Source organism: Aromatoleum toluclasticum ATCC 700605 (assembly GCF_000378245.1).
In the GTDB taxonomy this organism is placed as follows: Bacteria; Pseudomonadota; Gammaproteobacteria; order Burkholderiales; family Rhodocyclaceae; genus Aromatoleum; species Aromatoleum toluclasticum.
The window spans coordinates 580,808-604,736 of sequence record NZ_KB899491.1 but is presented as its reverse complement, the minus strand read 5'-3'; the positions used below and the strand labels follow the sequence as shown (position 1 = coordinate 604,736).

Here is a 23,929-nt window from a genome sequence, read left to right as displayed (position 1 = left end):
CAAACGTTTCAGGCGAATACCCGATGGGAACTCTGCTCAATTTATCAAAATCGATTGACGCACTCAGCCGACTCATCGGCAGGATCGTCATCTGGTTCATCTTCGCCACTGCGGTGATCAGCGCATTGAACGCGGTCGCACGCAAGGCGTTCAACGTCGGCTCGAACGCCTTCCTCGAAATCCAGTGGTATCTGTTCGCCGCCGTGTTCATGCTCGGCGCCGGATATGCGTTCCTGCAGAATGCCCACGTGCGGATCGACGTCCTGGCCGGGAAGCTGAGTGCGCGCATGCGCAACATCATCGACGTCATCGGCATCATCGTCTTCCTGCTGCCGCTGTGCTACTTCATGATCAGCTTCTCATGGCCGGTGGTGCACGGCGCCTACGTCTCGGGCGAAGTCTCATCCAACGCCGGCGGCCTGATCCGCTGGCCGGTGTACGCGCTGGTGCCGGCCGGCTTCGGCCTGCTTGCCCTGCAGGCCGTTTCCGAGCTGATCAAGCGCATCGCCTTCCTGACCGGCAAGGGCCCCGACAGCATCGCCCACTCCGGTGCAGATACGACCGAAGACCATGTTCACGCCGCAGTCGGCGACTCCACCCAGACCAACACTGCCGGCGAGTCACAGAAATGACAGCATTCATTGCCGCCAACATCGCCCCGATCATGTTCGGGGTCATCATCTTCTTCCTGCTTTCGGGCTTCCCGGTCGCCTTCTCGCTGTCGGCCTGCGGCCTGTTCTTCGGCTTCGTCGGCCTTGAACTGGGCATCATTCCCTCGACGCTGTTCCAGGCCCTGCCGCTGCGCGTGTTCGGCATCATGCAGAACGACACCCTGCTGGCGATCCCGTTTTTCACGCTGATGGGGCTGATCCTCGAACGAAGCGGCATGGCCGAGGACCTGCTGGAGACGGTCGGCCAGGTGTTCGGCCCGGTGCGCGGCGGTCTCGCCCTCGCAGTCATCTTCGTCGGCGCCCTGCTCGCCGCCACCACCGGCGTCGTCGCGGCCTCCGTGATCTCGATGGGCCTGATCTCCCTGCCCATCATGCTGCGTTACGGCTACAGCCGCCCGATTGCGGCCGGCGTCATCACCGCGTCCGGCACGCTCGCGCAGGCCATCCCGCCCTCCCTCGTGCTGATCGTCATGGCCGACCAGCTCGGCCGCAGCGTCGGCGACATGTACAAGGGCGCCATGATCCCGGCGCTCTCGCTGGTCGGCCTGTACGCATTGTTCATCGTCGGTCTCGCGATCTTCAAGCCGAAGATGGTGCCGGCCCTGCCGCCCGAGGCGCTCGCCTACCGCGAACCGGATGGCAGTTCCGGCCTGCGCTCGCTCGGCATGCTGGCCGTCGTCGTCACCGGGGCATCGATCCTCCTCGGCTACCAGTACGGAGCGGTCCACGCCTGGCTGAAGGGGGCGGACGCGATCGCACCCGCGCTCGATGAGGTCATCGTCGTCGCACTGACCTTCGGCACTATCCTCGCGCTCGTCCTGGCCCTCATCAACAGGGGCCTCAGGCTCGGCCTGCTGTCGCGCATCGCCGAACGCGTCACATTCGTACTGATCCCGCCGCTGATCCTGATCTTCCTCGTGCTCGGCACGATCTTCCTCGGCGTCGCAACGCCGACCGAAGGCGGCGCGATGGGTGCTGTCGGCGCCATGATCATGGCCGTGTCGCGTGGTCGCCTCGACTTCAAGACCCTCGTGCAAGCGCTCGAATCGACCTCGCGGCTGTCGATCTTCGTGCTCTTCATCCTCGTCGGCTCGACGATCTTCAGCTTCGTGTTCACCGCGGTCGACGGCCAGAAGTGGGTCGAGCACCTGTTCGACCGGCTGCCCGGCGGCCAGCTCGGCTTCCTGCTGTTCGTGAACGCCGTGATCTTCTTCCTCGGCTTTTTTATCGACTTCTTCGAGATCGCGTTCATCCTGATGCCGCTGCTCGGTCCGGTCGCCGACAAGATGGGGATCGACCTGATCTGGTTCGGCGTCATCATCGCACTGAACCTGCAGACCTCCTTCCTGACCCCGCCGTTCGGTTTCGCACTGTTCTACCTGCGCAGCGTCGCGCCGGCCAAGGCCTACCTCGACCGCATCACGAACAAGCGTATCGAAGACTTCAAAACCGGCGACATCTACCGCGGCTCGGTCGCCTTCGTGATCATCCAGATCTTCATGGTCGGCCTGGTCATTGCCTTCCCCGAACTGGTCACGGGCGGCCTCGACGAGAAGTCCAAGGTCGATCTCGATACCATCCAGATCCAGCAGCCGACAGGCGGCGACAGTGGCTGGGGCGAGAGCGGTGGTGGAGGCGCATGGAAGTGAGGCCTACCCGCCTGTGCCTCGTGCGGCACGGAGAGACCGCGTGGAACGTCGAGCACCGCCTGCAGGGCCACCTCGACGTCCCGCTCAACCCGACCGGCGAGGCGCAGGCCCTCGCCACCGCCGCCGGACTCGCGACCGTTCATTTCGCCGCGGTGTACTGCAGCGACCTGCAACGCGCACGCCAGACGGCCGTGGCGATCACGCGGGATCGTGAAGGCAGGGTCGAATTCCAGCCCCGCCTGCGCGAGCGTCATTACGGCGTCTTCCAGGGCCTCACCTACACCGAGGCCGAGGCGCACTTTCCCGACGATTTCCGCCGCTTCAAACAGCGTGATCCGCATTTCACCTTTCCCGGCGGCGGAGAAAGCCTCACCGAGTTCGCAGGCCGCGTCGAACACGTCCTCGCCGACCTCGCCGCCACCCATCACGGCGAACAGGTCCTGATCGTCACGCACGGCGGCGTACTAGACATCGTCCATCGCCTCGCGGCCGGCAAGGCCCTCGACGCCCCGCGCGATTTCGCGATTCCGAACGCCGCGCTCAACTGGATCGAATACGACGGCACGCGCTGGCACCTCGTCAGCTGGGCCGACAAGCGCCACCTCGCCGCGGCGCGCGACGAACTGCCGAACGCCTGAAGCCGTGCTCCACCGCACCAGGTGCCGGCGAGCATCGCAGGCTCCGGCCTGCGTTTCATGCGTACTCCCGTGCGTGCTAATATTCGCCTTTAATCACCCCTTCGAGACCGTTTCATGTTCTCTGCGCAAGACACCCTCGCCAAGGTCGATCCGGAACTGTGGGCAGCCATCCAGGCCGAAAACCGCCGTCAGGAAGACCACATCGAACTCATCGCCTCGGAAAACTATGTTTCCAACGCCGTGATGGAAGCGCAGGGTTCCCAGCTCACCAACAAATACGCCGAAGGCTATCCGGGCAAGCGTTACTACGGTGGCTGCGAGCACGTCGACGTCGCCGAACAGATCGCGATCGACCGCCTCAAGAAGCTCTTCGGCGCCGACGCCGCGAACGTGCAGCCGAACTCCGGCTCGCAGGCCAACCAGGCCGTGCTGATGGCCTTCGCCAAGCCCGGCGACACCATCATGGGCATGAGCCTCGCCGAAGGCGGCCACCTCACCCACGGCATGCCGCTGAACATGTCGGGCAAGTGGTTCAACGTCGTCGCCTACGGCCTGAACGAGAAGGAAGAGATCGACTACGACCAGATGGAGCGTCTCGCGCGCGAGCACAAGCCGCGCATCATCGTCGCCGGCGCCTCCGCCTACTCGCTGCACATCGACTTCGAACGCTTCGCGAAAGTCGCGAAGGAAGTCGGCGCGATCTTCTGGGTCGACATGGCCCACTACGCCGGCCTGATCGCCGCGGGCTACTATCCCAACCCGGTCCCGCACGCCGACGTCGTCACCTCGACCACGCACAAGACGCTGCGCGGCCCGCGCGGCGGCATCATCCTGATGAAGGCCGAGCACGAGAAGGCCATCAACTCCGCGATCTTCCCCGGCCTGCAGGGCGGCCCGCTGATGCACGTCATCGCCGGCAAGGCGGTGGCCTTCAAGGAAGCGCTGGGCCCGCAGTTCCGCAACTACCAGGAACAGGTCATCGCCAACGCCCGCGTGATGGCACGCGTCCTCGGCGAGGAGCGCGGCCTGCGCATCGTCTCCGGCCGCACGGAAAGCCACCTCTTCCTGGTCGACCTGCGCGCCAAGAACATCACCGGCAAGGCTGCCGAAGCCGCGCTGGGTGCTGCGCACATCACCGTGAACAAGAACGCCATCCCGAAGGATCCGGAAAAGCCCTTCGTCACGTCCGGCATCCGCATCGGCTCGCCGGCCATGACCACGCGCGGCTTCACCGAGATCGAAGCCGAACAGATCGCGCACCTGATCGCCGACGTGCTCGACGCCCCCGAAGACGAGGCCGTCCTCACCCGTGTTCGCGGCAAGGTCGCGGAACTGTGCGCCAAGCATCCGGTGTATGGGAAATAATCCGCAGACAACGAGTCCTGCGTGAACAACCGGGGTGTGCCGTCCTTGCACGGCACACCCCGTTTTTTTGTGCGAGTTGAGAAAGGCCGACACACACCATGAAGTGTCCGTTCTGCGGCGACCCGAACACCCAGGTGACCGACACGCGCGAGAACGAAGATGGCGAAGTCGTCCGCCGTCGGCGCCGCTGTGCCCACTGCGACAAGCGCTTCACGACCTACGAGCGCATCGACCTCAAGATGCCGCACATCATCAAGCGCAACGGCATACGCACCGAATTCGACCACGACAAGCTGACGGGCAGCCTGAAGCTCGCGCTGCGCAAGCGGCCCGTCACGCTCGAAGCGCTCGAAGCCTCGGTCGACCGCATCGAGGCGAAACTGCTGTCGATGGGCGAAACCGAAGTCCCGAGCGAGAAGATCGGCGAACTGGTGATGAAGGAGCTGAAGAAGCTCGACAAGGTCGCCTACATCCGCTTCGCATCGGTCTATCGCAATTTCGCCGACGTCGACGAATTCTCCGAAGTGATCCGCGAAGTGCAGACGCGCCCGAAGCGCGGACGCAAGGACAACCCCGACCCCGGCGGTACCGAGAATGACCTTTTCGGCAACTGACCACCGCGCGATGGCCCGCGCGCTGCAGCTCGCCGCACGCGGCCTGGAAACCACCACGCCCAACCCGCGCGTCGGCTGCGTGCTGATGCGCGAGGACGAAATCGTCGGCGAGGGCTGGCACCGGCGCGCCGGCGAGGCACATGCCGAGATCGAAGCCCTCAAGCTCGCCGGCGGCGCGGCACGCGGCGCGACCGCCTATGTGACGCTCGAGCCCTGCGCCCACCACGGCCGCACCCCCCCCTGCGCCGAGGCACTGATCCGCGCCGGCATCACCCGCGTCGTCGCGGCGATGGAGGATCCCAACCCGCTCGTCGCCGGCCGCGGCATGGCCATGCTGCGCGAGGCGGGCATCGCGGCGAGCAGCGGCCTGCTGGGCGACGAGGCACGCGAACTCAACATCGGCTTCATCTCGCGCATGACCCGTGGCCGCCCGTGGCTGCGTCTCAAGGCGGCGAGCACGCTGGACGGCAAGACCGCGCTGAACAACGGCGTCAGCCAATGGATCACCGGCGACGCGGCACGGCGCGACGGCCATCGCTGGCGGGCGCGGGCGTGCGCCGTGCTCACCGGCATCGGCACGGTGCGCGGAGACGACCCGCAGCTCAACGTGCGCGCGGTTGCCTGCGAGCGCCAGCCGCAGCGCGTCCTGGTGGACGCCCGCCTCGACGTACCGCTCTCGGCCAGGCTGCTGCAGGACGGGAAGTGCCTCGTCGCCGCAGCCGTTGCGGACGAAGGCAGGATTGCCGCACTCGCCGAACGCGGCATCGAGGTGGTCGTGCTGCCCGATGGCGCAGGCAAAGTGGACCTGACGGCCCTGATGCTGGAGCTCGGGCGGCGTGGCTTCAACGAGGTCCATGCCGAAGCGGGCTTCAAGCTCAACGGCTCGCTGCTGCGTGAAGGCTGCGTCGACGAGCTCCTGCTCTACATGGCCCCCATGCTCGTCGGCGACGCCGCCCGGGGGCTGTTCAACCTGCCCGAACTCGCGGCCCTCGACAAGGCCGTGCGGCTCGATCTGCGCGACGTGCGCCGCATCGGCGGAGACCTGCGGGTCATCGCCCGCCCGCTCGCAGCCTGACGGCCGCGGGACTCAGGCTTCGCCGCGACCGGCGCACACGGCGCAGTCGGGATCGCGGCCGAGCGTCACGCTACGCCATTCCATGCCGAGACCATCGAGCAACAGCAGCCGGCCGTCCAGCGTCGTCCCGCAACCGACCAGCAGCTTCAGCGCCTCGGCGGCCTGGGTTGCGCCGATGATCCCGGTGAGCGGTGCGAACACCCCCATCACCGCGCAGCGGATCTCCTCCACCTCCTGCCCCTCGGGGAACAGGCAGTGGTAGCACGGGCTCTCGGCCTGGCGCAGGTCGAAGACCGAGACCTGGCCGTCGAAGCGGATCGCCGCACCCGACACGAGCGGCTTGCGATGACGCACGCACGCGCGGTTGATCGCGTGACGCGTGGCGAAGTTGTCCGAGCAGTCGAGCACCACGTCGGCGGCCGCGACCTGCGCCTCGAGCGCATCCCCTTCCAGGCGCTCGGCCACCGTTTCGACGCGGGCAAACGGATTCAGGCGCAACAGCGTGTCACGTCCCGATTCCACCTTCAGGCGCCCCACGCCCTCCGCACTGTGCAGGATCTGGCGCTGCAGGTTGGTGAGATCCACCGTATCGCCGTCGCACAGGACCAAGGTACCGACGCCTGCCGCGGCGAGATACATCGCGGCCGGCGAACCGAGGCCGCCCGCACCGACGACGAGTACTCGCGCGGCAAGAATCGCCTCCTGACCTTCCACACCGATTTCAGGGAGCAGGATGTGGCGGCTGTAGCGGAGAAGCTGATCGTCATTCATCGGGACAATAACCCACACGGTACCGGCTGCACTGCCGGCACATCAACGCCCAATCGTCGGATCGGGCTCACTTGTATTCACGGAATTCCGGCGGCGTATCGTCGTGATCGCCGTGGAGGTGATGCTCATACACCTTCACGTAAACCTCGTTCGACTTCTTGAGCAGTCGCTCCGGCGACTCGACGTTGTGCCGCTGCGTTTCCTCGCAGAAGTACACGACGGCGCGCGTCAATTTCACGTAGAGCGAGTTGTCGAGATGGAACCCGGCATCGCGCAGCGCGTTTTCCAGCACCTCGAGCGAGAGCTCGAGCACAGAATAGGAAACGACGATGGAATACCGGCGTTCATCGTGGGGCGCGGCATGCAGCCCCTTGAGCATGCTCAGAGACCGCAGCGCCTGCTCCGCCTGGCGGGGCGGATATTCGGCGAAGCGGATCTCCCGCTCCTTGTAAAGACCCGCCGCCGCCACAGGGTGGTCATGATGACGGCCGGCCAGTTTGTAGGCGGTTTCTCGGCGCATCCCAGCCTCCCCATCAAATAGGCCTTATAGGCTCATTGTTTTTTATTCTGGACGATCTGCAGACCTTTGAGAAGATTCACGGCCTGGCCGAGCTGATAATCGTCCTTGCCCGCCAGTTCGAAGCGATGGGGCGATGCCGCCTCGTCGTCGCCGGCCGGCGCCTTGCCGCCTTCCGCCGGTTGCTGGCTCGTCGCCTTGGCCTTGCGCTCGGCGTCCGGGTCCTTGTCGTTGCCCAGATGCCCGTCGAGATCGGCCTCGCGCAGACGACGCGAGGAACCGTTGGCGCTTTCCTCGACGACGATGTCCGGCTCGATGCCCTTGGCCTGGATCGAACGGCCGCTCGGCGTGTAGTAGCGCGCCGTCGTCAGCTTGATCGCAGTGCTGGCGTTGAGCGGCAGGATGGTCTGCACGGACCCCTTGCCGAAGGTCTGCGTGCCCATCACCACCGCGCGCTTGTGGTCCTGCAGTGCGCCGGCGACGATCTCGGACGCCGACGCGGAACCGGCATTGACCAGTACCACCATCGGCAGGGTGCGCGCACCCTGCGGCAAGGCCTTGAGGAAGTCGTCACGCGTGCCACGCAGGTAATCCTCCGGGCTCGCACGGTATTCGCGCTTCGCGTCCTCGGTGCGGCCATCCGTCGACACCACCAGCGTATTCGTCGGCAGGAAGGCAGCCGCCACGCCCACGGCGCCGTGCAGCAGGCCGCCCGGATCGTTGCGCAGGTCGAGGACCAGCCCCTTCAATTCGTTGCCCTTGGCCAGTTTGCCGAGGTGCTCGACCACCGCCTGCGCGGTGTTCTCCTGGAACTGCGCGACACGCACGTAGCCATAACCCGGTTCGACGACCTTGGACTTGACGCTCTGGACCTTGATCACCTCGCGGGTGATCTTCAGCACGATGGGCTTCTGCTCGCCCTTGCGCGCGATCGTCAGCGTGATGTCGGTCTTGGGCTTGCCGCGCATGCGCTTGACCGCGTCATTGAGGTTCATGCCCTTGACCGGTGTGTCGTCGAGTTTGACGATGAGGTCACCCGCCCTCACCCCGGCGCGATAGGCCGGCGTGTCCTCGATCGGCGAGATGACCTTGACGAAGCCGTCTTCCATGCCGACCTCGATGCCTAGGCCCCCGAATTCGCCGTGCGTGCCGACCTGCAGTTCCTTGTAGGCTTCCGCGTCGAGATAGGCGGAGTGGGGGTCGAGCCCGCTCAGCATGCCGCTGATGGCGTGATTGATGAGCTTCTTGTCCTCGACCGGCTCGACATAGCCCTGCTTGATCGCGTTGAAGACGTCGGCGAATGCGCGCAGTTCTTCCACCGGCAGGGGTGCCTGCGTGACCTTGTCGGCACTGGCGGAAAAATTGAGGCTGATCAGCACGCCGGCGACTACGCCGGTCATCACCAATCCTGCTTTCTGAAGCTTGTTGCGCATGAGCACTCCATCGAGGAAACGTCGCCCGGCCCACGCCGGAAAATCTAGTTGAACTGCACCCACTTCAGGGGATCGAGCGGCTGCCCCCGATGACGGATTTCAAAGTATAAACCCGATTCGCTGCCGCCTCCGCTGGCGCCCACGCTCGCGATCGGGTCGCCGCCCGCGATGTTGTCACCGAGTACCTTGAGCAGCGCATCGTTGTTGCCATAAATGGTCAGGTAGTCGCCGCCGTGGTCGACGATGATGAGGTTGCCGTACCCGCGCAACCAGTCGGAGAAGACCACCTCCCCGGCCGCTACCGCACGTACCTGGGATCCTCCCGCCGCACGGATGAAGACGCCCCGCCACGTCGTTCCGCCTTCCGCCCTTGGAGCGCCAAAACGCCCCACGAGTTCTCCACGCACGGGAAATCTCATCTTGCCGCGCAACTGCGCAAAGCTCACGCCCGTGGGAGCTGGCCCAGCCGACTGACGGATCTCGCCGACGACGGGCTCGGACCGGGCCGGGCCGGTTCGAGCCTGGCGGCTTTCCCGGGCGGACTCGGCGACGGCCCCGCTCGCGGTGCCTGTGCGAGCGGAAGCCTGTGCGGCCCCATCCCCGGGAGAGTCGTTCCTCGCCGCCTGTTCGCGTGATGCCTGTTCCCGTGAAGCCTTTTCCCGAGCGACCAGCTCACGTGCAGCCTGCTCGCGCGCAGCCTTCGCCGCGGCGGCGGCGCGTGCCGCTTCACGCTCGGCCGCACGCCGCGCCAGCACGGCGACCAGCCGCCCGAGCCGCTCCTGGTCCTGGCGCAGGGTCTGCTCCTCCTTGCGCTGCGAGCGCAACTGCGCCGCGAGGCCGGTCACGGCTTCCTTGCGCCGCGCCTGCACCGCCTCGAGCTCCTTGCGCCGCGCCTGCTGCTCGGCCTCGAGCGCGACCAGCCTGTCCCGGCGCGCGACGATCGCCTCGCCCAGGCGGCTCTTTTCCTTGAGATCCGTGCGCAGGGTATCGATCAGCTCGATGCGGGCCTTGCCGAGGTGTTCGAGATAGTACGCATCGCGCGCGAGTTGGTTCGGGTCCCGCGTCGACAGGAAGGGGGCAACGCCGCCGGCCGCGCCATGCATGTAATGCCGCCGCAGCCAGTCCGCGAGTTCCGACTGGCGTCCGGCGATGCGCTCCTCCACCGCCTGACGTTCGGCCTCCAGCACGGCGAGGTTCCTTTCCGCCGCGACGCGGTTCGACGTCAGCTGCTGCAACTCGCGCTGCACCCGCGAGACGGCCCGCTCGGCCTCCGCGAGCTCCTCGGAGGCGCTCGAACGCGATTCCTCGGTATCGGCGATCTCCTTCTGCAGTTCGCGGATGCGCTGGCGCACCTCCTCGAGGTCGGAGCGCTTCTGCACGACTTCCGGGGCATCGGCCCCGTGCGCGACGGCACCTGCAAACAAGGCGCACGCGGCCAGCGCAAGGCGCAGCCTACGCAGGCGCGAATTTCCCTTCATCGGCAATTGCAGTCTCAGCTCCCGGCCTTGCCGTGGGCAGCCACAGCGGCCTGCGCCGCGCGCACCGCATCCTCGCCGGCCAGGTAATAGCTCTTGATCGGGCGCAGATTCGCGTCCAGTTCATACACCAGCGGCTGCGCCATCGGGATCTCGAGGCCGGCGACGTCCTCGTCCGGAATATTGTCGAGATACTTGGCGAGGGCACGCAGGCTGTTGCCGTGTGCCGCGATCAGGATGCGGCGACCGGCGAGGATCTGCGGGACGATGACGGTTTCCCAATACGGCGCGAACCGGACCAGCGTGTCCTTCAGGCATTCGGTGCGGGGAAACTGCGCTCGCGGCAACGACGCATAGCGCGGATCGTTCATCGTGAGGCGCTCGTCGCCTTCGGTCAGCGGCGGCGGCGCAACGGCGTACGAGCGGCGCCATGCGAGAACCTGATCCTCGCCGAACCTGGCGGCGGCATCGGCCTTGTCCAGCCCTTGCAGCGCGCCATAGCTACGCTCGTTCAGGCGCCAGGAATGCTCGACCGGCAACCACAGCGCATCGAGCTCCTCGAGCACGAGGTTGAGCGTCTTGTTGGCACACTTGAGCACCGACGTGAAAGCGAGATCGAAGGTGTAGCCCGCGCTCCTGAGCAGCCGCCCCGCGGCGCGCGCCTCCTCGACGCCCTTCTCGGTGAGATCGACGTCGGTCCAGCCGGTGAAACGGTTTTCCTTGCTCCAGGTCGATTCGCCGTGACGGAGCAGAACGATTCTGTACATGCGCGCTCAGAGGATGAGTTGGGAGCAAAAAGGGCCAATGCCCCGGGCCGACGCCCCGGGCCGGCACCACGCGGACGCCCGGAACGCGCTGGCTGCGCACGGAAGCACCGATGGCACGCTTTTACGGGCCGCGGTATTTTATACTACTCGCTTGAACTGCACTTCCCGCCATCGTGGACACCAAGAACATCATCGACCTCATCGACAAGCACGAGCACATTGAAACCGCTGCGCGCGCGCTCAAGGCCATCGCCCACCCGCTGCGCCTGAAGATCCTGTGCGTGCTGGGCGAGAGCGAGGTGTGCGTCCAGGACATCGTCGAGGCGGTCGGCACGTCGCAAAGCAACATCTCGCAGCATCTCGCGATCCTGCGCGACAAGGCGGTGCTGCAGACCCGCAAGGATGCCAACCGCGTCTATTACCGCATCTGCGACCAACGCACACTTCAGCTCATCGCCCTGATGCGCGAAGTGTTCTGCAACGACCAGCCCGGCCGGAACTGACAGCCGGGCAGGCGGCGCCCCCTGCCACACACAGGCCGCCACACGACAAGAAAAGAAAACGGAGCAAACCCAAGTGGAATTCCTGCAGCAAAACTGGTACTGGGCCGCGCTCGCGGCAGCAAGCGGCGCATGGCTGCTGTTCGACCTGGCGCGCAGCCAGGGCGACAAATCGCAGCTCTCGCCCGTCGAGGCAACCCTCCTGATCAACCGCGAAGATGCCCAGCTCATCGACGTGCGCGACCAGGGCGAATTCGCCGGCGGCCACATTCCGAACGCCCGCCACATCCCGCTCGCAGAGCTCGAACGCCGCAACAGCGAACTCGAAAAGTTCAAGGAACGCCCGATCATCCTGTGCTGCGCGACGGGCAGCCGGTCCGCGGCAGCGCTCGCCACCCTGAGAAAGGCCGGCTTCGAAAAGATCTTCAACCTGCGCGGCGGCATCGCCGAGTGGGAAAAGGCCGGCCAGCCGCTCAGCCGCAAGAGGAAATGACGATGCAAGCGAAGATCCGGATGTACTCCACCGCAGTGTGTCCCTACTGCGTGCGCGCCGAGCAGCTGCTGAAACGCAAGGGCGTGCAGGACATCGAGAAAGTCCGTGTAGATCAGGATCCCGCCCGTCGCGACGAAATGATCAGCCTCACCGGCCGCCGCACCGTGCCGCAGATCTTCATCGGCGACACGCACGTCGGCGGCTGCGACGATCTCTACGAACTCGAACACCAGGGCAAGCTCGACGCACTGCTGCAGCAGGCCTGAGCGCCCTGCCCTCCAGTTTCATTCACCCTTTTCAACATTCCCCAGGCACTCACATGTCCGAAAACGCCCAAGCCCCCGTCTTCTCGATCGAAAAGCTCTACGTCAAGGATCTGTCGCTGGAGGTGCCCGGCGCCCCGCGCATCTTCCTCGACCGCGAAAATCCGCAGATCAACGTGCAGTTGCGCACCGAGGCAGCCAGCGTCGACGAGGGCGTCTACGAAGTCACGCTGACCGTCACCGTCTCGGCCAAGCTCGCCGACGAACGCACCGTGTTCCTCGTCGAAGTCGCCCAGGGCGGCATCTTCCAGATCCGCAACATCCCCGAAGGCGACCTCGAGCCGGTGACGATGATCGGTTGCCCGAACATCCTTTTCCCGTATGCGCGCGAGGCGATCTCGGACGCGATCACGCGCGCCGGCTTCCAGCCCGTGGTGCTGGCCCCGGTCAATTTCGAGGCGCTGTACCAGGCGCAACAGCAGCAGCAACCCGAAGCCCGCGAACCGGGCGAACTGCCGATCCAGTGATCCCGATGCGCACCCTGCTCCGCTGCATCGCGCTCGCCGCCGCCCTTGCCCTGCCGGCGGCGGGAGCGCACGCCATCGAGTACCGCTCGGTTGCGGAATCCGCAATCCTGTACGACTCGCCGTCGGACAAGGGCAAGCGGCTGTTCATCGTCGCACCCGGCACACCGCTCGAAGTCGTCGTAAACCTCGAAAAGTGGGCCAAGGTGCGCGATGCCGGCGGCTCGATCAACTGGATCGAGCGTCGTGCCCTGTCCGACAAGCGGACGGTGCTGGTGACCAGCGCCCGCGCCGTGGTGCGCCAACGCGCTGCAGCCGACGCCCCGGTCGCATTCGAAAGCGCGAAGGACGTGGTCCTCGAGGTCACCGGAAACGCGAACGAGGGCTGGCTCCCCGTGCGCCACAAGGACGGCGTGAGCGGCTTCGTCCGGGTGACCGAGGTCTGGGGGCTTTGAGCCCGACCCGCATTGCCGTGTTCGGCTCCGGCGCATGGGGCACCGCGCTGGCGCTGGCCTTCTCGGCACAACATCGCGTGATCCTGTGGGGGCGCGACGCCGATCACATTGCCACGCTCGCCGACGCGCGAGTCAACACCCGCTATCTTCCGGACGTGCCGCTGCCGCAGGCGCTCGAACTGACATCGGATTTCGAGGCCGCGGCACGCGGCGCCGACCTTCATCTCGTCGTCACGCCGCTGGCCGGACTGCGCCAGACCGCGCGCCGCCTTCATGACGTCCAGGGACAGACGCCGCTGATCTGGGCATGCAAGGGACTTGAAGCAGGTAGCGGACGCCTGCCGCACGAGATCGTCGCAGCGGAGCTCGGCACGGACGCGCCCTGCGGCGTGCTGACCGGCCCCAGCTTCGCCGCGGAGGTCGCCCGCGGCATGCCGACCGCGGTCACGCTTGCGGCGGCGGACATCGACTTCGCCCGCAAGTGGGTGCATACCTTGCACCAGCCGCGGCTGCGCATGTACGCGAACAGTGACGTCGTCGGCGCCGAAATCGGCGGCGCGATCAAGAACGTGCTCGCGATCGCCGCCGGCGTTTCCGACGGGATGGGCTTCGGCCTCAACGCGCGCGCGGCGCTGATCACGCGCGGACTCGCTGAGATTGCGCGCCTGGCCACGACACTCGGCGGCCGCGCGGACACGCTGATGGGCCTGGCGGGCATGGGCGACCTGATCCTGACCTGCACGGGCGACCTGTCGCGCAACCGCCGCGTCGGGCTCGCGCTCGCCCAGGGCAAGACCCTCCCCGAGATCCTGCACGAACTGGGACACGTCGCCGAAGGCGTCTCCACCGCGCGCGAGGTCGCAAGCCTCGCCGCCCGTCGCGGCGTCGAGATGCCCTTGTGCGCCGCGGTCGACGAACTGCTCCACGGCAACCGTCTCGGGCCGCGCGAAGTGGTCGAGCAACTGCTGTCGCGCGAACCGCGGCAGGAATAGCCCGCGGCGCCTGCGCCGCTACCTAGCGCGCGGCGCCAGCGAACCCCAGCTGCCGCCACGCCTCGAACACGACCACGGCCACGGCGTTCGACAGGTTCACGCTGCGGTTCGACGGGCACATGGGGATGCGCAACGTACTCCCCTGCGGCAGCTTCGCCAACACATCGGCCGGCAGCCCGCTGGTTTCCCGCCCGAACAGCAGCACGTCCCCTTCGCGGTACTCGACCGTGTCGTAACGCTGCGCGCCCTTCGTACTCAATGCAAACATGCGCCGCCCGGCGAGGACACGGCAGCACGCCTCGAAGTCGTCGTGCACGCTGACGTTCGCAAGGTCGTGGTAATCGAGGCCCGCACGCGCCAGCTGCCGGTCTGAGAGATCGAAACCGAGCGGGCGGACCAAATGCAGATGGGCGCCCGTGTTGGCTGCGAGACGGATGGAATTGCCCGTGTTGGGGGGAATTTCGGGTTGGTAGAGGACGATGTGGAGCATGTCAGACCGGCGATGGAGTACGCGCGACGACCCGGTTCTCGACACGGGCAGCGCCGTGCGATTTTAACGTACGCGCGAGCTCGTCGAGCGTCGCGCCGGTGGTCATCACGTCATCGACGACCACGACCGTCCGGCCTGCGAACGAGCCGTGGCAACGAAAGGCGCCGCGCAGGTTGCGCCGCCGCTCCAGCCACGGCAACGAGGCCTGCGGCGCCGTGTCGCGCACTCGCTCGACTGAAGCCGTTTCGAAGGGCAGCCCCCATGCGCGGGCGAGCGGTCGGGCAATCTCGGCCGCCTGGTTGAAGCCGCGCTCGCGCAGGCGGCCCGCGTGGAGCGGCATCGGCACCACGACGGCCGGGCCTTGCGGCGGCGCGAACGGCTCCAGCAGACCGGAGAGGAAACGCGCCAGCGCCAGACGGCGTCCGTATTTCAGCGCCTGGACCAGGCGGTCGACCGGGAACACATAGGGCAAGGCCGCCACCGTCGCATCGAAGGCGGGCTGCGCGCGCTGGCAACTGCCGCAGATCAGGTCTTCGCCCGACGGGATCGCACACACCGGGCACACCGCCGCCAGCTGCGGCAGGCCCGCGCGGCACGCCCCGCAGACCAGCGCGGAACCTGCGCCCTGGCCGCATACGAAGCACTCGTTCGGCATGAGCCGGACCGCGAGGGTTCGCGCCGCCGCTTCCATACGGTGAAGTACGTTTGACAAGTTTTCGCCGAATGAAGGAATATGGGAAGCTTCGTATTACATCCCGGAACCGCTTTCATGACAATGACTTCCGCGTGCCGCAACGTCGACACCCAGCCCGCCGCCAACGCCTCCGCCCGCAGGAAATGGAGCGTCGTCGAGGCCGAAGCATTGTTCGAACTGCCGTTCATGGATCTTGTCTTCCGCGCCCAGCAGTTGCACCGCGAGAACTTCGACGCCAATGCCGTGCAACGCTCGACGCTGCTGTCGATCAAGACCGGCGGCTGCTCCGAGGATTGCAGCTACTGCTCGCAGTCGGCCCGCTACAAGACCGGCCTCGACCGCCAGCAGCTGATGGCAGTGGCCGAGGTCGTCGAGAAGGCCAGGGAGGCCAAGGCCAAGGGCTCCAGCCGCTTCTGCATGGGCGCAGCCTGGAAGGGGCCCAAGGAGCGCGAGATGGAAACGGTCCTCGCGATGGTGCGCGAGGTCAAGGCGCTGGGTATGGAAACCTGCGTCACCCTGGGCATGCTCAAGGGCGACCAGGCGCAGCAGCTCAAGGAAGCCGGCCTCGACTACTACAACCACAACGTCGACACCGCACCCGAGTACTACGACAAGGTGATCACGACGCACTCCCTCGCGGATCGTCTCGACACCATCGACCAGGTGCGCAATGCCGGCATCAACGTGTGCTCGGGCGGCATCGTCGGCATGGGCGAAGGTCGCAGCGGACGTGCCAGCCTCCTCGTGCAGCTCGCGAACATGGATCGTCCGCCGGAATCCGTGCCGATCAACAACCTCGTGGCGATCCCCGGCACCCCGCTCGCCGACGCCGAGAAGCTCGATCCCTTCGAATTCGTGCGCACGATCGCCGTGGCGCGCATCATGATGCCGGGCAGTTTCGTGCGCCTGTCGGCGGGCCGCGAGCAGATGAGCGACGAGCTGCAGGCCCTGTGCTTCATGGCCGGCGCGAATTCGATCTTCTACGGCAACCGCCTGCTGACGACGGACAACCCCGAAGCTGACCGCGACGAGACCCTGTTCGCCCGCCTCGGCCTGCGTCCGATCTGAGCGGTTCGCAAGGGATGACCGGCGACGCCGACTTTGCGCTCGACCGCAAACTCCTGATCCGGCGCTTCGGGCGCGCGGCGGCGAGCTGCGACGAGGTTGCCGTGCTCGCGCGCGAGGTCGCGCGGCGCATGGACGAGCGGCTCGACTACATCCGCATCGAACCGAAGCGCATCCTCGACCTGGGTTGCGGCACCGGAGCCGATCTCGATGCGCTCGGACGACGTTTTCCGACCGCGCAACGCATCGGCGCCGACTTCGCGCTGCCGATGCTCGCCCGCGCCCGCGGCGCGCGCGGCCTGCTCGACCGCCTGCGTGCGCTGGGAAAACCCCAGGGCCCCTCGTTCGCCTGTGCCGACGCCGCGGCGCTGCCCCTTGTGCGTGCGAGCGTGTCGCTCGTGTGGTCCAACCTGATGCTCAACTGGCTCGCCGATCCGCTGCCCGCACTGCGCGAAATGCATCGTGTGCTGGAAGTGGACGGCATGCTGATGTTCTCGACGCTGGGTCCGGATACGCTGCGCGAGCTGCGCGCCGCGCTGCCCGTCGCACAGGGCGAGCGGGTACACCGCTTCATCGACATGCACGACCTGGGCGACGCCCTGGTTCAGGCCGGCTTCTCCGACCCCGTCATGGACATGGAAGTGCTGACGCTGACCTACGCGGACCTCGACGAACTGCTGCGCGACCTGCGCCTGTCGGGCAGCGCCAACGCGAGCGCCGCACGCCCGCGCGGGTTGTCCGGAAGAGGCGGCTGGGATGCCGCCCGGCGCGCCCTCGAAGCGATGCGCCAAGAGGGCCGCCTGCCCGCGACCTTCGAGGTCGTGCAGGGCCATGCGTGGAAGGCCCAGCCGAAGACGACCGAGGACGGCCGCGCCATCGTCCGCTTCCAGCCGCGCCCCGACAGGGGCTGAACGGCACGTGCGAAGACCGTGCGCCGGGCCGGTGTGGCTCTTCGACCTCGACAACACGCTGCACAACGCCAGCGCGCACATCTTCCCGCACATCAATCTGAGCATGACGGCCTACCTCGCGCGGCACCTCGCGCTCAGCGAGGAGGACGCCAATGCCCTGCGAGTGCGCTACTGGCGGCGCTACGGCGCAACGCTGACCGGCCTCATGCGCCATCACGGCGTGAATCCGCACCACTTCCTCGAAGAGACGCACCGCTTCGAACGCCTGCACGCGATGATGGTCTTCGATCGCGCACTCGGCGCGCTGCTGCGCCGCCTGCCGGGGCGCAAGATCGTGTTCTCGAACGGACCGCAGCGCTATGCCGGCGCCGTGCTCGAAGCGATGGGGATCCGCCGCCATTTTGCGGCGGTATATGGCATCGAGCGGATGCGCTTCCACCCCAAACCGCAGCCGCGCGCCTTCCGCCACCTGCTGCACGATCTGCGCCTGCGGCCGCAGTGCTGCATCCTGGTCGAGGATTCTGCCGAGAATCTGCGCACCGCCCGCCGTCTGGGCATGAAGACGGTGCTGGTCGGCCGCGGCATGAAAAAACCGGCCTACGTCGACGTCAGGATCGCATCGATCCTCGATCTGCGCCGCGCGGCCGGCCGCCTGCTGCCCCGGTAGGAAATACCGGGGCCGGGCAGCACCGGCCTCAGCCGGCGGCCTTCATCCAGCGCGCCGCGTCGAGCGCGAAGTAGGTCAGGATGCCGTCGGCGCCGGCGCGCTTGAACGACAGCAGCGCCTCCATCACGCACGCCTCTTCCGCCAGCCAGCCATTGGCGATGGCCGCCTTCAGCATCGCGTACTCGCCGCTTACCTGGTAGGCGTAGGTCGGCACCTGCAACTCGGTCTTCACACGGCGCACGATGTCGAGATAGGGCATGCCGGGCTTGACCATGAACATGTCGGCGCCCTCGGCGATGTCGAGCGCGACCTCGCGGATCGCCTCGTCGGTGTTCGCCGGGTCCATCTGGTAGGTGTACTTGTTGCCCTTGCCGAGATTGCCCGCCGAACCCACCGCGTCGCGGAAGGGGCCGTAGAAGCTCGACGCGTATTTCGCCGAATAAGCGAGGATGCGCGTGTAGATGCGATTGTCGCTGTCGAGTTCGGCGCGGATGCGCGCGATGCGCCCATCCATCATGTCGGACGGGGCGACGACGTCGGCGCCCGCCTGCGCATGACACAGCGCCTGTTTCGCGAGCGCCTCGAGCGTCTCGTCGTTGAGCACGTAGCCGCGCGGGTCGTCCGGGTCGATCAGCCCGTCCTGGCCGTGACTGGTGTAGGGGTCGAGCGCGACGTCGGTGATCACGCCGAGTTCCGGGAAGCGCTCCTTGAGCGCCTGCACGACGCGCGGCACGAGGCCGTCCGGGTTCCACGCTTCCTCGGCGCCCGGCGTCTTGCCGGCGACATCGATCACCGGGAAGAGCGCCAGTGCGGGAACGCCCAGCGACACGGCCTCTTCGGCAACACGCAGCAGGTTGTCGAGCGACACGCGCGTCACGCCCGGCATCGACGGCACGGTCTGCGTGACCTGCTTGCCTTCGAGCACGAACACGGGATAGATCAGATCGTCGGCCGACAGGCGCGATTCGCGCATCAGGCGGCGGGAGAATTCGTCGCGGCGCATCCGCCGCATGCGGGTCGCGGGAAAAATTCCGGTAGGACGCATGTTCAATCCAGCTCCAGTTCAGTTAATCAACACGAAACATAAGGTAACGAAGTCGGGTGGGAACTTATCCAAAGTCCATTTACTCTGAACGTTCGGATGGTGACGAGCCGTCCCCCGCTTCACCTCCCTGAGCGGGTGCCTTAATCCCGTTAAGGCGTTTGACCCCGGGCTTTATCCCCTTTAGCCCGGGGTCTTTTATTTTCCGGCCCCGCCCAGGCGCGCCGCCGCCGGAATCGCAGGCAGCTCCTCCCGAGGCAGATTCAGCCAGCCCGCCACGGTGTGCTCCACCTCCTCCGCCCCGACCTTCTTCAGGCTGGAGAACAGCTGGACCGTGACCTGCGGTCCCAGCGTCGCCAGTTCGCGGCGCACCGCGGCCAGCGTGGCCGCCGCCTCGTTGCGCGTGAGCTTGTCCGCCTTCGTCAGCAGCGCGTGAATCGGCCGCCCGCTCGGCAGGAACCAGCCGATCATCTGGCGGTCCAGCGGCGTCAGCGGGTGGCGCGAATCCATGATCAGCACGAGCCCGACGAGACTCTCGCGCCGGCTCAGGTAGTTCTCCAGCAGGCCCACCCACTGCCGGCGGATCGCCTCGGGCACCTTGGCATAGCCGTAACCCGGAAGGTCGACCATCACCGCCCCGCAGTCGAGACGGAAGAAGTTGATCAGCTGCGTACGCCCGGGCGTCTTCGATACGTATGCCAGACGCGTATGATCGGCAAGCGTATTGATGGCGCTCGACTTGCCGGCGTTCGAACGGCCGGCGAAAGCGATCTCGGGCCCGTCCGGAACCGGTAAATCACCCGGTTTTGCGATGGAAATTTCGAATTTTGCGTTGCGGAAGAGGGACATCGGAAAGGACGGGAAAATGCTGATGGTTATGCCGGACGGCCCACATTGCATCGCGCAAATCCGGCCAGCTGTTATAGAATACCGCGTTTGCAATATCCACTCACGGCTTTCTGAGGACACCATGATCAAGCGTTCCCTGCTGCTCTCGCTGCTGCTGGTTACGGGCGGCCTTCATGCCCAGGACCAGGCTCCCGACCTCGCCAAGGCGAAACAGACTGCAGAAACCCTCTGCGTCGGGTGCCACGGCGCCGACGGCAACAGCCCGATTCCGGTCAACCCGAAACTGGCCGGCCAACATGCCGATTACCTCTTCAAGCAACTGAAGAACTTCAAGGGCTGGAACGGCAAGCCCGCGGAACGCGAGAACCCGATCATGGTCGGCATGGTCGCTGCACTCGAGGAAGCGGACATGAAGGCGCTTGCCATCCACTTCTCGTCGCAGACGCTGCAGCCCGACTCGGCCAAGAACGCCGACCTCGCCAAGCTCGGCCAGAACATCTGGCGTGCGGGCCTCCCGGCCAAGGGCGTTCCCGCCTGTGCCGGCTGCCACGGCCCTGCCGGTGCAGGCCTGCCGGCCCAGTTCCCGCGCATCGGCGGCCAGTATGCCGATTATACCGAGGCGCAGCTGAAGGCCTTCCGCGACGGCGTGCGCAAGAACGACCCGGCGCAGATGATGCAGACCATCGCGCTGAAGATGACCGACCCGGAAATGAAGGCGGTCGCCGACTACGCCGCCGGCCTGCGCTGATCGTCAGACGCTGCACCGGTCTCGAAGGGGGTGGCCAGCGCCACCCCTTTTCTTTTTCCGGCACCGGACGCGTGGTCACCCTCGCGCCGCCGTTCGCACGGCACGCAAGATCGGACGATAATGCGTTCTTCCGCAAGACCGAGCGAACGCCGCATCCAGGAACGAAAACCATGGCTCAGACACCCGGGAACCCGACCTCCGCCCGTTCGCCCAACTACACCGCCGCCCAGGCCAGGCAGGCCATTCTCGACCGGCTGACGCCGGTCGGAGGCTGGGAGCGCGTCAACGTCCGCAGCGCCCTAGGTCGTGTGCTCGCCGAGGACGTGATCGCGCCGTGCAACGTGCCGGCCCACGACAACTCGGCGATGGACGGCTACGCGGTGCGCCACGCCGACCTCGCGCCTCAGGGCGAAAGCACCCTGACAGTGGTCGGCACCGCGTTCGCAGGCAAGCCCTTCTCCGGCATCGCCGGCGCCGGACAGGCTGTCCGCATCATGACCGGGGCGCCGATTCCGGAGGGTGCCGACACGATCGTCGTGCAGGAAGTGGCGCGCGCCGCCGACGGCAAGGTGCATGTACCGGCAGGACAGCGCGCCGGACAGAACCTGCGCCGCGCCGGCGAGGATCTGGCACTGGGCGGCGTCGCCCTGCCCGCGGGCAAGCGCTGCGGTCCGGCCGAACTGGGCCTCATCGCCTCGCTCGGCATCGCCGAGGTCACGGTGCACCGCCGCCTGCGCGTGGCCTTCTTCTCCAGCGGCGACGAGCTCGCGTCGATCGGCAAGCCGCTCGCCCCCGGCGAGGTGTATGACAGCAACCGCTACACGCTCTTCGGCGCGCTCTCGCGCCTGGGCTGCGACCTCATCGACATGGGCGTCGTGCGCGACGACCCGCAGGCGCTGGAAAAGGCCTTCCGCGACGCATCGGCGAACGCCGACGTGATCCTGACGAGCGGCGGCGTGTCGGTCGGCGAAGCGGATTTCATCCGCGAACTCGTGAATCGGCTCGGTGAGGTCGCGTTCTGGAAGATCGACATCAAGCCCGGACGACCGATGGCCTTCGGGCGCGTCGGCGATGCGTGGCTGTTCGGCCTGCCCGGCAATCCGGTCGCGGTGCTCGTGACCTTCTACCAGTTCGTCCAGGATGCCCTGCAGGCCTTGTCCGGCGTGTCGCCCCTGCCCGAGCCGGCGCTGATCCACGTCGAATGCGCGGAAACCATCCGCAAGCAGCCCGGACGACGCGAATTCATGCGCGGTCGCCTGGCCCTCGCCGAGGGCCGCCAGACGGTGCGCCTCGCGGGCGCCCAGGGTTCGGGCGTCCTGCGCTCGATGTCGGAAGCCAACTGCTTCATCGTGCTGCCGGAAGAGCGCGGCGACGTCCTCGCCGGCGAGACGGTGCAGGTGCAGATCTTCGACGGCCTCGTATAAGACCCACCCACAGGAATACCTCATGAATCAGGATGAACTGAAGAAGGCCGCAGCGCACGCGGCGCTGGACTACGTCGAGGACGGGATGATCGTCGGCGTCGGCACGGGCTCGACGGTCAACCATTTCATCGACGGGCTGGCCGGGATGCGCGACCGCATCGCCGGTGCCGTTTCGAGTTCGGAGGCGAGCGCACGCCGGCTGGAGGCGTACGGGATCCCGTTGATCGCGCTGAATGACGTGACTGGCCTGCAGCTCTATGTCGATGGCGCGGACGAGATCGACGGCGGTTTTGCGATGATCAAGGGCGGCGGCGGTGCGCTGACGCGCGAGAAGATCGTCGCGGCGGTGGCCGACCGCTTCGTGTGCATCTGCGACCAGTCGAAGCTGGTGAGCTGCCTGGGCGCGTTCCCCCTGCCCGTCGAGGTGATTCCGATGGCACGTGCCTACGTGGAGCGCCGCCTCGCACAAATCGGCGGCCGGCCGGTGCTGCGCGAGGGCTTCGTGACCGACAACGGCAACCTGATACTGGACGTGCATGGCCTGCGCATCCCCGCGCCCCGGCAGCTGGAAACCGAGATCAACCAGATCACCGGCGTCGTGACCAACGGCCTGTTCGCGTTGCGCGGCGCCGATCTGCTGCTGCTCGCCACGCCCGACGGCGTCGAGCGGCGCGTTGCGGTGACTTCCTGAACTACATGCATCGGTGCAATATTTTCGTCACATTGAACTGCTAGCCTCGCGGACTCTCGGGACCGGAACATGAAAATGAGCAAGCACACCTACACGCAGTTTGACAACGAACTGGAAGCCATCCGCAAGCGCCTGCTGGAAATGGGCGGCCTGGTGGCCCAGCAGCTGACGCGTGCGATCGAAGGGCTCGGGACGGGCAACCACGAATTGCTGGAACAGGTCATCGCGGATGATCGCAAGGTCAACGACGAGGAAGTTGCGCTCGACGACGCCTGCATCCAGGTCATCGCACGTCATGCGCCCGCCGCCGGGGACCTGCGCATGGTCATGACGATGATCCAGATGATCACCGACCTCGAACGTATCGGCGACGAGGCCAAGAAGATCGCCAAGGCCGGGCGCCAGATCATCGACTCGGACGCCGCCTTCGTCCCGAAGGTGGAATTGCGTCACGTGTCGACGATGGTCGTCGAGATGCTGCAGGGCGCGCTCGATGCCTTCGCCCGCATGGACCCGACGGCGTCGCCCGAAATCGTGCGGCGCGACAAGGAGGTCGACGCGATATTCAAGGGCATCATGCGCCAGCTGATCACCTACATGATGGAAGATCCCCGCGTGATCACGCGCTCGCTGGACGTGCTGTTCATCGCCAAGTCGATCGAGCGCATCGGCGACCACACGAAGAACCTCTCCGAATACGTCGTGTACATGGTCAAGGGCCGCGACGTGCGCCACGAGGGCGTCGAGGCGCTGGAACGCGCTTCCGGCCCCAACTGAGGGCCATCACGCCGCCCCGACGCGGCCGATGCAAAAAGGGATGGCCGCGGCCATCCCTTTTTCATTCACGCACGCCGCATTCCGCGGCGGACGCTCACGCCGCCGGCGGGACGTAGCCGCCGACCTGGTCCGCGCCGCCCTCGAAGAAATGCTTCTCCATCTGCTCCGCCAGGTACTTGCGCGCGCGCGCATCCATCAGGTTCAGGCGATTTTCGTTGATCAGCATGGTCTGGTACTTGACCCACTGCTGCCAGGCTTCCTTCGAGACGTTGTCGAAGATGCGCTTGCCCAGCGCACCGGGAACCGGGGGCAGGTCCAGCCCTTCCGCCTCGCGACCAAGCTTGATGCAATTGACCATACGGGCCATCG

Annotated in this window: 29 protein-coding genes; 19 read left to right on the top strand and 10 right to left on the bottom strand. The window is 66.5% G+C overall.

Annotated features, from left to right (window positions below; genetic code table 11):
- Positions 1 to 23 precede the first annotated feature (23 nt).
- The 6 genes from F464_RS27755 (at position 24) to ribD (ending at position 6,012) form a co-directional block, all read left to right on the top strand.
- The gene (locus F464_RS27755) at positions 24 to 632 is read left to right on the top strand and encodes a TRAP transporter small permease subunit (protein ID WP_018988260.1); all 609 of its coding nucleotides are present in this window, start codon (positions 24 to 26) and stop codon (positions 630 to 632) included.
- Positions 629 to 2,320, top strand: coding sequence for a TRAP transporter large permease (locus F464_RS0102820; RefSeq protein ID WP_018988259.1), 1,692 nt, complete (start codon positions 629 to 631; stop codon positions 2,318 to 2,320). The genes F464_RS27755 and F464_RS0102820 overlap by 4 nt, the downstream gene beginning before the upstream one ends.
- Positions 2,311 to 2,958 (top strand): histidine phosphatase family protein, encoded by a 648-nt coding sequence (locus F464_RS0102815; RefSeq protein ID WP_018988258.1) that lies wholly within the window; start codon positions 2,311 to 2,313, stop codon positions 2,956 to 2,958. Before F464_RS0102820 ends, F464_RS0102815 begins: the two co-directional genes overlap by 10 nt.
- Before the next feature lie 114 nt (positions 2,959 to 3,072).
- Entirely contained in the window at positions 3,073 to 4,323 is a 1,251-nt protein-coding gene (glyA, locus tag F464_RS0102810) for a serine hydroxymethyltransferase (RefSeq protein ID WP_018988257.1), read from the top strand.
- 98 nt (positions 4,324 to 4,421) lie between these two features.
- Positions 4,422 to 4,937 (top strand): transcriptional regulator NrdR, encoded by a 516-nt coding sequence (nrdR, locus tag F464_RS0102805; protein ID WP_018988256.1) that lies wholly within the window; start codon positions 4,422 to 4,424, stop codon positions 4,935 to 4,937.
- Positions 4,918 to 6,012 (top strand): bifunctional diaminohydroxyphosphoribosylaminopyrimidine deaminase/5-amino-6-(5-phosphoribosylamino)uracil reductase RibD, encoded by a 1,095-nt coding sequence (gene ribD / locus F464_RS0102800; RefSeq protein ID WP_026295692.1) that lies wholly within the window; start codon positions 4,918 to 4,920, stop codon positions 6,010 to 6,012. Before nrdR ends, ribD begins: the two co-directional genes overlap by 20 nt.
- 12 nt (positions 6,013 to 6,024) lie before the next feature.
- On the opposite strand, the gene F464_RS0102795 is transcribed toward ribD, so the two are convergent.
- From F464_RS0102795 to gpmA, 5 genes are all read right to left on the bottom strand, one after another.
- A complete protein-coding gene (locus F464_RS0102795; protein WP_018988254.1) occupies positions 6,025 to 6,783 on the bottom strand; it encodes a HesA/MoeB/ThiF family protein in 759 nt (252 codons plus the stop codon).
- 67 nt (positions 6,784 to 6,850) lie between these two features.
- Complete coding sequence (locus F464_RS0102790; RefSeq protein WP_018988253.1) at positions 6,851 to 7,303, bottom strand: hypothetical protein; 453 nt, start codon at positions 7,301 to 7,303, stop codon at positions 6,851 to 6,853.
- A 32-nt stretch (positions 7,304 to 7,335) separates the two neighbouring features.
- Positions 7,336 to 8,733: a S41 family peptidase gene (locus F464_RS0102785; RefSeq protein ID WP_018988252.1), complete on the bottom strand. Its 1,398-nt coding sequence runs from the start codon at positions 8,731 to 8,733 to the stop codon at positions 7,336 to 7,338.
- A gap of 44 nt (positions 8,734 to 8,777) precedes the next feature.
- Positions 8,778 to 10,211: a murein hydrolase activator EnvC family protein gene (locus tag F464_RS0102780; RefSeq protein WP_018988251.1), complete on the bottom strand. Its 1,434-nt coding sequence runs from the start codon at positions 10,209 to 10,211 to the stop codon at positions 8,778 to 8,780.
- Between the two features lie 14 nt (positions 10,212 to 10,225).
- Positions 10,226 to 10,975: a 2,3-diphosphoglycerate-dependent phosphoglycerate mutase gene (gpmA, locus tag F464_RS0102775; protein WP_018988250.1), complete on the bottom strand. Its 750-nt coding sequence runs from the start codon at positions 10,973 to 10,975 to the stop codon at positions 10,226 to 10,228.
- A gap of 173 nt (positions 10,976 to 11,148) precedes the next feature.
- Here gpmA and F464_RS0102770 point away from each other — a divergent pair, with 173 nt between their 5' ends.
- From F464_RS0102770 to F464_RS0102745, 6 genes are all read left to right on the top strand, one after another.
- Positions 11,149 to 11,478 (top strand): ArsR/SmtB family transcription factor, encoded by a 330-nt coding sequence (locus tag F464_RS0102770; RefSeq protein ID WP_018988249.1) that lies wholly within the window; start codon positions 11,149 to 11,151, stop codon positions 11,476 to 11,478.
- A 73-nt stretch (positions 11,479 to 11,551) separates the two neighbouring features.
- Positions 11,552 to 11,968, top strand: coding sequence for a rhodanese-like domain-containing protein (locus tag F464_RS0102765; protein WP_018988248.1), 417 nt, complete (start codon positions 11,552 to 11,554; stop codon positions 11,966 to 11,968).
- A 2-nt stretch (positions 11,969 to 11,970) separates the two neighbouring features.
- Entirely contained in the window at positions 11,971 to 12,234 is a 264-nt protein-coding gene (grxC, locus tag F464_RS0102760) for a glutaredoxin 3 (protein ID WP_026295691.1), read from the top strand.
- 53 nt (positions 12,235 to 12,287) lie between these two features.
- Positions 12,288 to 12,758 (top strand): protein-export chaperone SecB, encoded by a 471-nt coding sequence (secB, locus tag F464_RS0102755; RefSeq protein WP_018988246.1) that lies wholly within the window; start codon positions 12,288 to 12,290, stop codon positions 12,756 to 12,758.
- Positions 12,759 to 12,763: 5 nt separating this feature from the next.
- Positions 12,764 to 13,210 (top strand): SH3 domain-containing protein, encoded by a 447-nt coding sequence (locus tag F464_RS0102750; RefSeq protein ID WP_026295690.1) that lies wholly within the window; start codon positions 12,764 to 12,766, stop codon positions 13,208 to 13,210.
- On the top strand, positions 13,207 to 14,202 hold the full coding sequence (locus F464_RS0102745) for an NAD(P)H-dependent glycerol-3-phosphate dehydrogenase (protein ID WP_018988244.1): 996 nt from the start codon (positions 13,207 to 13,209) through the stop codon (positions 14,200 to 14,202). Before F464_RS0102750 ends, F464_RS0102745 begins: the two co-directional genes overlap by 4 nt.
- A 22-nt stretch (positions 14,203 to 14,224) precedes the next feature.
- Here F464_RS0102745 and F464_RS0102740 read toward each other — a convergent pair whose 3' ends face one another.
- Both F464_RS0102740 and F464_RS0102735 read right to left on the bottom strand, forming a co-directional pair.
- Entirely contained in the window at positions 14,225 to 14,692 is a 468-nt protein-coding gene (locus F464_RS0102740; RefSeq protein ID WP_018988243.1) for a tRNA (cytidine(34)-2'-O)-methyltransferase, read from the bottom strand.
- Position 14,693: 1 nt separating this feature from the next.
- The gene (locus F464_RS0102735) at positions 14,694 to 15,404 is read right to left on the bottom strand and encodes a ComF family protein (RefSeq protein WP_232428817.1); all 711 of its coding nucleotides are present in this window, start codon (positions 15,402 to 15,404) and stop codon (positions 14,694 to 14,696) included.
- A 57-nt stretch (positions 15,405 to 15,461) separates the two neighbouring features.
- Between F464_RS0102735 and bioB the strand changes: the two genes are divergently transcribed.
- The 3 genes from bioB to F464_RS0102720 are packed head-to-tail and all read left to right on the top strand — an operon-like array spanning position 15,462 to position 18,029.
- Positions 15,462 to 16,454: a biotin synthase BioB gene (gene bioB, locus F464_RS0102730; RefSeq protein ID WP_040394230.1), complete on the top strand. Its 993-nt coding sequence runs from the start codon at positions 15,462 to 15,464 to the stop codon at positions 16,452 to 16,454.
- A 14-nt stretch (positions 16,455 to 16,468) separates the two neighbouring features.
- Positions 16,469 to 17,362, top strand: coding sequence for a methyltransferase domain-containing protein (locus F464_RS0102725; RefSeq protein ID WP_018988240.1), 894 nt, complete (start codon positions 16,469 to 16,471; stop codon positions 17,360 to 17,362).
- A gap of 7 nt (positions 17,363 to 17,369) precedes the next feature.
- The gene (locus F464_RS0102720; RefSeq protein WP_040394227.1) at positions 17,370 to 18,029 is read left to right on the top strand and encodes a pyrimidine 5'-nucleotidase; all 660 of its coding nucleotides are present in this window, start codon (positions 17,370 to 17,372) and stop codon (positions 18,027 to 18,029) included.
- Positions 18,030 to 18,057: 28 nt separating this feature from the next.
- Here the strand turns inward: F464_RS0102720 and hemB are convergent, their stop codons facing one another.
- Both hemB and yihA read right to left on the bottom strand, forming a co-directional pair.
- Positions 18,058 to 19,074 carry a porphobilinogen synthase gene (gene hemB / locus F464_RS0102715; protein WP_026295689.1) on the bottom strand — a complete coding sequence of 339 codons (1,017 nt, stop codon included), beginning with the start codon at positions 19,072 to 19,074 and terminating at the stop codon, positions 18,058 to 18,060.
- A 195-nt stretch (positions 19,075 to 19,269) separates the two neighbouring features.
- Positions 19,270 to 19,920 carry a ribosome biogenesis GTP-binding protein YihA/YsxC gene (yihA, locus tag F464_RS0102710; protein WP_018988237.1) on the bottom strand — a complete coding sequence of 217 codons (651 nt, stop codon included), beginning with the start codon at positions 19,918 to 19,920 and terminating at the stop codon, positions 19,270 to 19,272.
- Between the two features lie 121 nt (positions 19,921 to 20,041).
- Here yihA and F464_RS0102705 point away from each other — a divergent pair, with 121 nt between their 5' ends.
- From F464_RS0102705 to phoU, 4 genes are all read left to right on the top strand, one after another.
- On the top strand, positions 20,042 to 20,668 hold the full coding sequence (locus F464_RS0102705; protein ID WP_018988236.1) for a c-type cytochrome: 627 nt from the start codon (positions 20,042 to 20,044) through the stop codon (positions 20,666 to 20,668).
- 170 nt (positions 20,669 to 20,838) lie between these two features.
- A complete protein-coding gene (gene moeA / locus F464_RS0102700) occupies positions 20,839 to 22,092 on the top strand; it encodes a molybdopterin molybdotransferase MoeA (RefSeq protein WP_018988235.1) in 1,254 nt (417 codons plus the stop codon).
- Positions 22,093 to 22,114: 22 nt separating this feature from the next.
- A complete protein-coding gene (gene rpiA, locus F464_RS0102695; protein ID WP_018988234.1) occupies positions 22,115 to 22,783 on the top strand; it encodes a ribose-5-phosphate isomerase RpiA in 669 nt (222 codons plus the stop codon).
- A gap of 75 nt (positions 22,784 to 22,858) precedes the next feature.
- Positions 22,859 to 23,560 (top strand): phosphate signaling complex protein PhoU, encoded by a 702-nt coding sequence (gene phoU, locus F464_RS0102690; RefSeq protein ID WP_018988233.1) that lies wholly within the window; start codon positions 22,859 to 22,861, stop codon positions 23,558 to 23,560.
- Positions 23,561 to 23,654: 94 nt separating this feature from the next.
- Here phoU and F464_RS0102685 read toward each other — a convergent pair whose 3' ends face one another.
- The gene (locus F464_RS0102685; protein ID WP_026295688.1) at positions 23,655 to 23,927 is read right to left on the bottom strand and encodes an oxidative damage protection protein; all 273 of its coding nucleotides are present in this window, start codon (positions 23,925 to 23,927) and stop codon (positions 23,655 to 23,657) included.
- Positions 23,928 to 23,929: the final 2 nt, after the last annotated feature.